Genomic DNA, 6,083 nt, shown 5'->3' on the forward strand with positions numbered 1-6,083 from the left:
CCCGGCGCGCGGCGCCCTGGGCGTCGGCGGCCGCACGCTGGCGATGGCCAACCGGTCCGATCTGCTGGAGCGGTTGTGCGTGGCGCTGTCGCGGCCCGGTGTCGACGGGGTGCTGGCCACCGCCGACATCCTGGAGGATCTGCTGCTGCTCGGGGCGCTGGACGGCAAGGTGGTGATGGGCTCGATGAACCGGGGCGGTCTGGCCGGCTCCGTGTTCGAGATGGACGACCGCTTCACCGGCCACCGCGCCCAGGACATCGAGCGGCTCCGCTTCGACGCGGGCAAACTGCTGCTCCGCATCGACCACACCGACCCGGGCTCGCTGACCACCCTGGAGTCCGCGGCCCGCGCCGTGGACGACATGGCCGCACGCCGGCTCCCCCTGTTCGTCGAGCCGTTCGTCTCCCGCAGGACCGGGGGCGCCGTCCGCAACGACCTGTCCGCGCAGGCCGTCACCCGCTCCATCGCCATCGCCTCGGGCCTGGGCGGCACCTCCGCCTACACCTGGCTGAAACTGCCCGTCACCGAGAACCCCGACGACATGGCGGAGGTCATGGAGACGTCGACGCTGCCCGCCGTGCTCCTCGGCGGCGAGGTCGGCGACGACCAGGAGGGCGCCTACGAACGCTGGCGCAAGGCCCTGCGGCTCCCCACCGTCCACGGCCTGGTCGTCGGCCGCTCCCTGCTCTACCCCGCCGACGGCGGCGTGGAGCGGGCGGTCGACACGGCCGTGGGCCTGCTGTGACTCGGAGGCGACCATGAACAGCGCGCTTCACCTTCCGGCCGGCAAGGCACTCGACGGCCCCTACGCCGTGGACGTCTCGCCGGAGAGCGCAGGCTGGGGATTCTCCTGCCTGCGCGTGCTGGAGCTGCCGCCGGGCGGCTCCCACACGTTCGGCACCGACGAGAGCGAGTGGATCGTGCTCCCGCTCACCGGCGGCTGCACCGTGACCAGCACCGACGAGTTCGGCCACGACACCTTCCGGCTCCACGGCCGCGACAGCGTGTTCGGTGCCGTCACCGACTTCGCGTACCTCCCGCGGGACGCCCGTGCGACGCTCACCTCGGCCGGCGGCGGACGCTTCGCGCTCGCCGGCGCCCGCTGCACCAGACGGCTGCCCGCCCGCTACGGGCCGGCCCCCGCGGTTCCGGTGGAGCTGCGCGGTACCGGGAACTGCTCCCGCCAGGTGAACAACTTCGCCGCGGCCGGGGTCCTGGAGTGCGACCGGCTCATCGCCGTGGAGGTGATCACCCCCGGCGGCAACTGGTCCTCCTTCCCGCCGCACAAGCACGACGAGCACCGCCCCGGCGAGGAGTCCGTTCTCGAGGAGGTCTACTACTTCGAGTTCGAGGACCACGACGGCACACCGGGGCTGGGCTACCACCGGGTCTCGCCGTCCGGGCACGGCCGGGGCACCGACGTGCTGGCCGAGGTCCGCGACGGAGACGTCGTCCTCGTCCCCGACGGCTGGCACGGACCGTCCATGGCGGTCCCCGGGCACCACATGTACTACCTGAACGTCATGGCGGGTCCGGACCCCGAACGGGCCTGGCTGATCCGCGACCACCCCGACCACGCCTGGATCCGCGACACCTGGCCCCACCGGCCCGTCGACCCCCGTCTGCCGCTGTACACCGCACCCGAGAGGCCCTGATGAGCACGACCACTGTCCGCCTGACCGTCGCCCAGGCGCTCGTGCGGTTCCTGTCCGCCCAGTACACCGAACGCGACGGCGTACGGCACCGGCTGATCGCCGGCACCTGGGGCATCTTCGGTCATGGCAACGTTGCCGGGATCGGCCAGGCGCTCGTCGAGTACCGCGACGTCATGCCCTTCCACCAGGGCCGCAACGAGCAGTCCATGGTGCACGCGGCCGTCGGGTACGCCCGCCACCTCGACCGCCTGTCCGCGCAGGCCGTGACGACCTCCATCGGCCCCGGCGCCACGAACCTGGTCACGGGCGCGGCGCTGGCCACCGTCAATCGCCTGCCGGTCCTGCTCCTGCCCGGCGACTACTTCGCGAGCCACGCCCCCGACCCGCTGCTCCAGCAGCTGGAGCACCCGGTCGAGGCGGACGTCTCGGTGAACGACACCCTGCGCCCGGTGTCGCGGTACTTCGACCGCGTCACCCGGCCCGAGGCGCTCGTCCCCTCCGCGCTGAACGCCATGCGTGTGCTGGCCGACCCGGCCGAGACCGGCGCCGTGACCCTCGCGCTTCCGCAGGACGTACAGGCCCAGGCGTACGACTGGCCCGAGGAGTTCTTCGCCGAGCGCATCTGGCGGGTACGGCGTCCCGCTCCCGACCCGGTCGAGCTGGCCGAGGCGGTCCGCGCCGTCCGGGCCGCCGGGCGCCCGCTGATCGTCGCGGGCGGCGGAGTCCACCACAGCGAGGCCGAGGGCGCGTTGCAGGCACTGGTGGACGCCACGGGCATCCCGGTCGCCTCCACCCAGGCGGGCAAGGGCTCCCTGCGCCACGACCACCCCGCCGACATGGGCGGAATCGGGCACACCGGCACGGCGGTCGCCGACGGACTCGCCCGTACCGCCGACCTGGTCATCGGTGTCGGCACCAGGTACACGGACTTCACCACGGCCTCCGGCACGCTCTTCCAGGACCCCGGCGTCCGCTTCCTGAACCTCAACATCACCGCCTTCGACGCCCACAAGCTGGCCGCCCGGACCGTGGTGGCCGACGCCAGGGCGGCCCTGGAGGCGCTCGGCGGGGCACTGGCCGGGTACCGGGTGGACGCGGCGTACGAGGCCGAGTACCGGGCGGGCAGGGAGCGCTGGGAGCGGGTGGTCGAGGCCGCCTTCCGGGCCGACGACGAGGACGCGGTCCCCACCCAGACACAGCTGCTCGGCGCCCTCGACGCCGTGGTCGGCGACGACGACGTGGTGATCAACGCGGCGGGCTCGCTCCCGGGCGACCTGCACAAGCTGTGGCGGGCCCGCTCGCCGCGCCAGTACCACCTGGAGTACGGCTACTCCTGCATGGGGTACGAGATCCCGGCCGGCATCGGTGTCCAGCAGGCCGCCCCGGACACCGTGGTCTGGTCCCTGGTGGGCGACGGCACGTACCTGATGATGCCGACCGAGATCGTCACCGCCGTCCAGGAGGGCCTGCCGGTCAAGCTGGTCCTGATCCAGAACCACGGGTACGCCTCGATCGGCGGCCTGTCCGAGTCGGTGGGCGGCGAGCGGTTCGGCACGGCGTACCGCCACCGTTCCGGCGACGGCACCTACACCGGCGCGCCGCTGCCGGTCGACCTCGCCGCCAACGCGGCCAGCCTCGGCATGGACGTGCTGCGCGCCAAGACCGTACGGGAGCTGCGCGAGGCGCTCGGCACGGCACGCGCCTGCGACCGGCCGACGTGCGTGTACGTCGAGACCGACCCGTCCCCCACCGCCCCGCCGGCCGAGGCCTGGTGGGACGTGCCGGTCGCGGAGACCGCCTCCCGCGAGGCCGCCCTGCGGGCCCGGGAGAGCTACGAGACCCAGGTCGCCGGCCGCCGCCGGCACCTCTGAACTCCCCCACCGACCTGTGCCCGCGCTCCGAAGGAGGTGCCCCGGTGGCGAGAACCGGTGACCGCGTTCGTCCCCCGACCGACTCCGCGCTCGACTCCCTGGACTTCGACCTGGACCGGGCGAGTCCGGTGCCGCTGTACTACCAGCTCGCCCAGCAGCTGGAGGCGGCCATCGAGCACGGCGTCCTGGCCCCGGGGAACCTCCTGGGCAACGAGGTCGACCTGTCCGTGCGGCTGGGACTGTCCCGGCCCACGGTCCGCCAGGCGATCCAGTCCCTGGTCGACAAGGGCCTCCTGGTCCGCCGGCGCGGCGTCGGCACGCAGGTGGTGCACAGTCAGGTCAAACGGCCGCTGGAACTCAGCAGCCTCTACGACGACCTGGAGTCGGCCGGACAGGGACCGACCACGCGGGTGCTGCGCAACGAGGTGGTGCCGGCCGCTGCGGACGTCGCCGCGGCCCTGGGCATCGCGGAGAGCGGCGAGGTCACGGTCCTGGAGCGGCTGCGCTGCACGCACGGCCAGCCCGTGGCGTTCCTGTGCAACTACCTGCCCACGACCCTGCTCGAACTCGACACGGAACGCCTGGAGTCGACCGGTCTGTACCGGATGATGCGCTCGGCGGGCATCACCCTGCACAGCGCCCGCCAGACCGTCGGCGCGCGGTCGGCGACCGCCGGGGAGGCCGCCCGTCTGGACGAGAAGGAGGGTGCCGCCTTGCTCACGATGCAGCGTACGGCGTACGACGACACGGGCCGTCCGGTCGAGTACGGGACGCACATCTACCGGGCGTCGAGGTACTCCTTCGACTTCCAGCTACTGGTCAGACCGTAACCGGAAGTCGTCCCTCACATCAGCCCCCACGGCCACCCGGGCCGTGGGGGCTCAGTGGCTGTTGGTTTCTGAACGAACTTGCGAGTGATCGTGTCGATTACGTTTCGGGCAAGAGACGCACGAGAGGGACGTGAGGGTATTGACGCATGCCCGGACATGCGGCTGTTATTACGCCCACGATGTTCGGTCGAGTTGGTTTCTGATCGGTTTCGAGAACCTTTCGGTGGCCGGCTCATCCCCTTGACCGGACCCCTGCCTTCAGGAGCCGCCATGCGCCTCTCGCCCTCGGGTCTTGCCGTTCCGGGTCCCAGCCGTCGCTCCCTGCTCCGTGGAGTCGGCGGAGCAGCCGTCCTCGCCGGTGCCGGAATACCCCTGCTGTCCGCGTGCGGCGGCAGCGGCACCTCCTCCGACCCGAAGACCGTCACCGTCGGCTCCAACGCGTCCGACGCCGTGCCGAAGAAGGCCTTCGAGGCCGTCTACGCGGACTTCAAGAAGCAGTCCGGCATCACGGTCGACGTCAACACGAAGGACCACAACACCTTCCAGGAGCAGATCAACTCCTACCTGCAGGGCACGCCGGACGACGTGTTCAACTGGTTCGCCGGGTACCGCATGCAGTTCTTCGCGGCCAAGAAGCTCGCCACGCCGATCGACGACGTGTGGGCGAAGATCGGGGACAACTTCCCCGACGCGATGAAGAAGCTCAGCAAGGGCGAGGACGGAAAGTACTACTTCGTTCCGCTGACCACGTACCCGTGGGCGGTCTTCTACCGCAAGAGCGTCTTCCAGCAGCACGGCTACAAGATCCCCGCCACGTGGGACGAACTGGTCGCCCTGTGCAAGCAGATGAAGAAGGACGGGCTGGTCCCGATCGCCTTCGGCGACAAGGACGCCTGGCCCGCGATGGGCACCTTCGACCAGATCAACTTCCGCCTCAACGGCTACGACTTCCACGTCCAGCTGATGGCGGGCAAGGCCTCCTGGACCGACTCCAAGGTGAAGGCCGCATTCGACCACTGGGCCGAGCTCCTCCCCTACCACCAGGACGGCTTCATGGGCCGCACCTGGCAGGACGCCGCGCAGACGCTGGTGTCCAAGAAGGCCGGTATGTACCTCCTGGGCTCCTTCGTGGCCCAGCAGTTCACCAACAAGGCAGACCTGGACGACCTCGACTTCTTCCCCTTCCCGGAGATCAACTCCGCGTACGGCCAGGACACCGTGGAGGCGCCCACCGACGGCTTCATGGTCAGCAAGGCCCCCAAGAACCACTCCGGTGTCGTCAAGCTGATGGAGTACCTGGGCAGCCCGGCGGCCGAGCAGGCCTACCTCAAGGGCGACCCGAGTGTGGTGGCCGCCTCCAGCAAGGCCGACACCTCCTCCTACTCGGCACTGCAGAAGAAGGCGTTCGACATGATCGGCAACGCCAAGAGCCTCACCCAGTTCATGGACCGCGACTCCCGGCCGGACTTCACCTCGACGGTGATGCAGCCCGGACTGCAGAAGTTCCTCCAGAACCCCAAGGGCGTGGACGGCTTGCTGTCGTCGATCGAGCGCCAGAAGAAGCAGATCTTCGCGTCCTCGTGAGCGACGTCATGACGACCGACACGACGACGAAGTCCCCGGAGGCGGCCGCCGTGCCGCCTCCCGCCCCTGCCTCGGGGACCAAGCGGGCCGGCCCGCGGCGCCCCCCGCCGCCCTGCCCGCCGGCCCGCCTGAGTCCCGCCCGG

5 protein-coding genes are annotated in these 6,083 nt (G+C 71.0%); all 5 read left to right on the top strand.

The window, feature by feature from the left end; genetic code table 11:
• On the top strand, positions 1-745 hold a 745-nt coding region (locus ACFW2E_RS33830), incomplete at its 5' end, for a deoxyribose-phosphate aldolase (protein ID WP_384471832.1).
• Positions 746-758: 13 nt separating this feature from the next.
• Positions 759-1,655 (top strand): 5-deoxy-glucuronate isomerase, encoded by an 897-nt coding sequence (gene iolB, locus ACFW2E_RS33835; RefSeq protein WP_384471834.1) that lies wholly within the window; start codon positions 759-761, stop codon positions 1,653-1,655.
• Positions 1,655-3,526 carry a 3D-(3,5/4)-trihydroxycyclohexane-1,2-dione acylhydrolase (decyclizing) gene (iolD, locus tag ACFW2E_RS33840; protein ID WP_384471837.1) on the top strand — a complete coding sequence of 624 codons (1,872 nt, stop codon included), beginning with the start codon at positions 1,655-1,657 and terminating at the stop codon, positions 3,524-3,526. The genes iolB and iolD overlap by 1 nt, the downstream gene beginning before the upstream one ends.
• A gap of 44 nt (positions 3,527-3,570) precedes the next feature.
• Positions 3,571-4,356 carry a GntR family transcriptional regulator gene (locus tag ACFW2E_RS33845; protein ID WP_384471840.1) on the top strand — a complete coding sequence of 262 codons (786 nt, stop codon included), beginning with the start codon at positions 3,571-3,573 and terminating at the stop codon, positions 4,354-4,356.
• A gap of 270 nt (positions 4,357-4,626) precedes the next feature.
• Positions 4,627-5,940 (top strand): ABC transporter substrate-binding protein, encoded by a 1,314-nt coding sequence (locus ACFW2E_RS33850; protein ID WP_384471843.1) that lies wholly within the window; start codon positions 4,627-4,629, stop codon positions 5,938-5,940.
• The last annotated feature ends 143 nt before the right edge of the window (positions 5,941-6,083 follow it).

The sequence above is a fragment of the Streptomyces sp. NPDC058964 genome (genome assembly GCF_042741275.1).
In the GTDB taxonomy this organism is placed as follows: Bacteria; Actinomycetota; Actinomycetes; order Streptomycetales; family Streptomycetaceae; genus Streptomyces.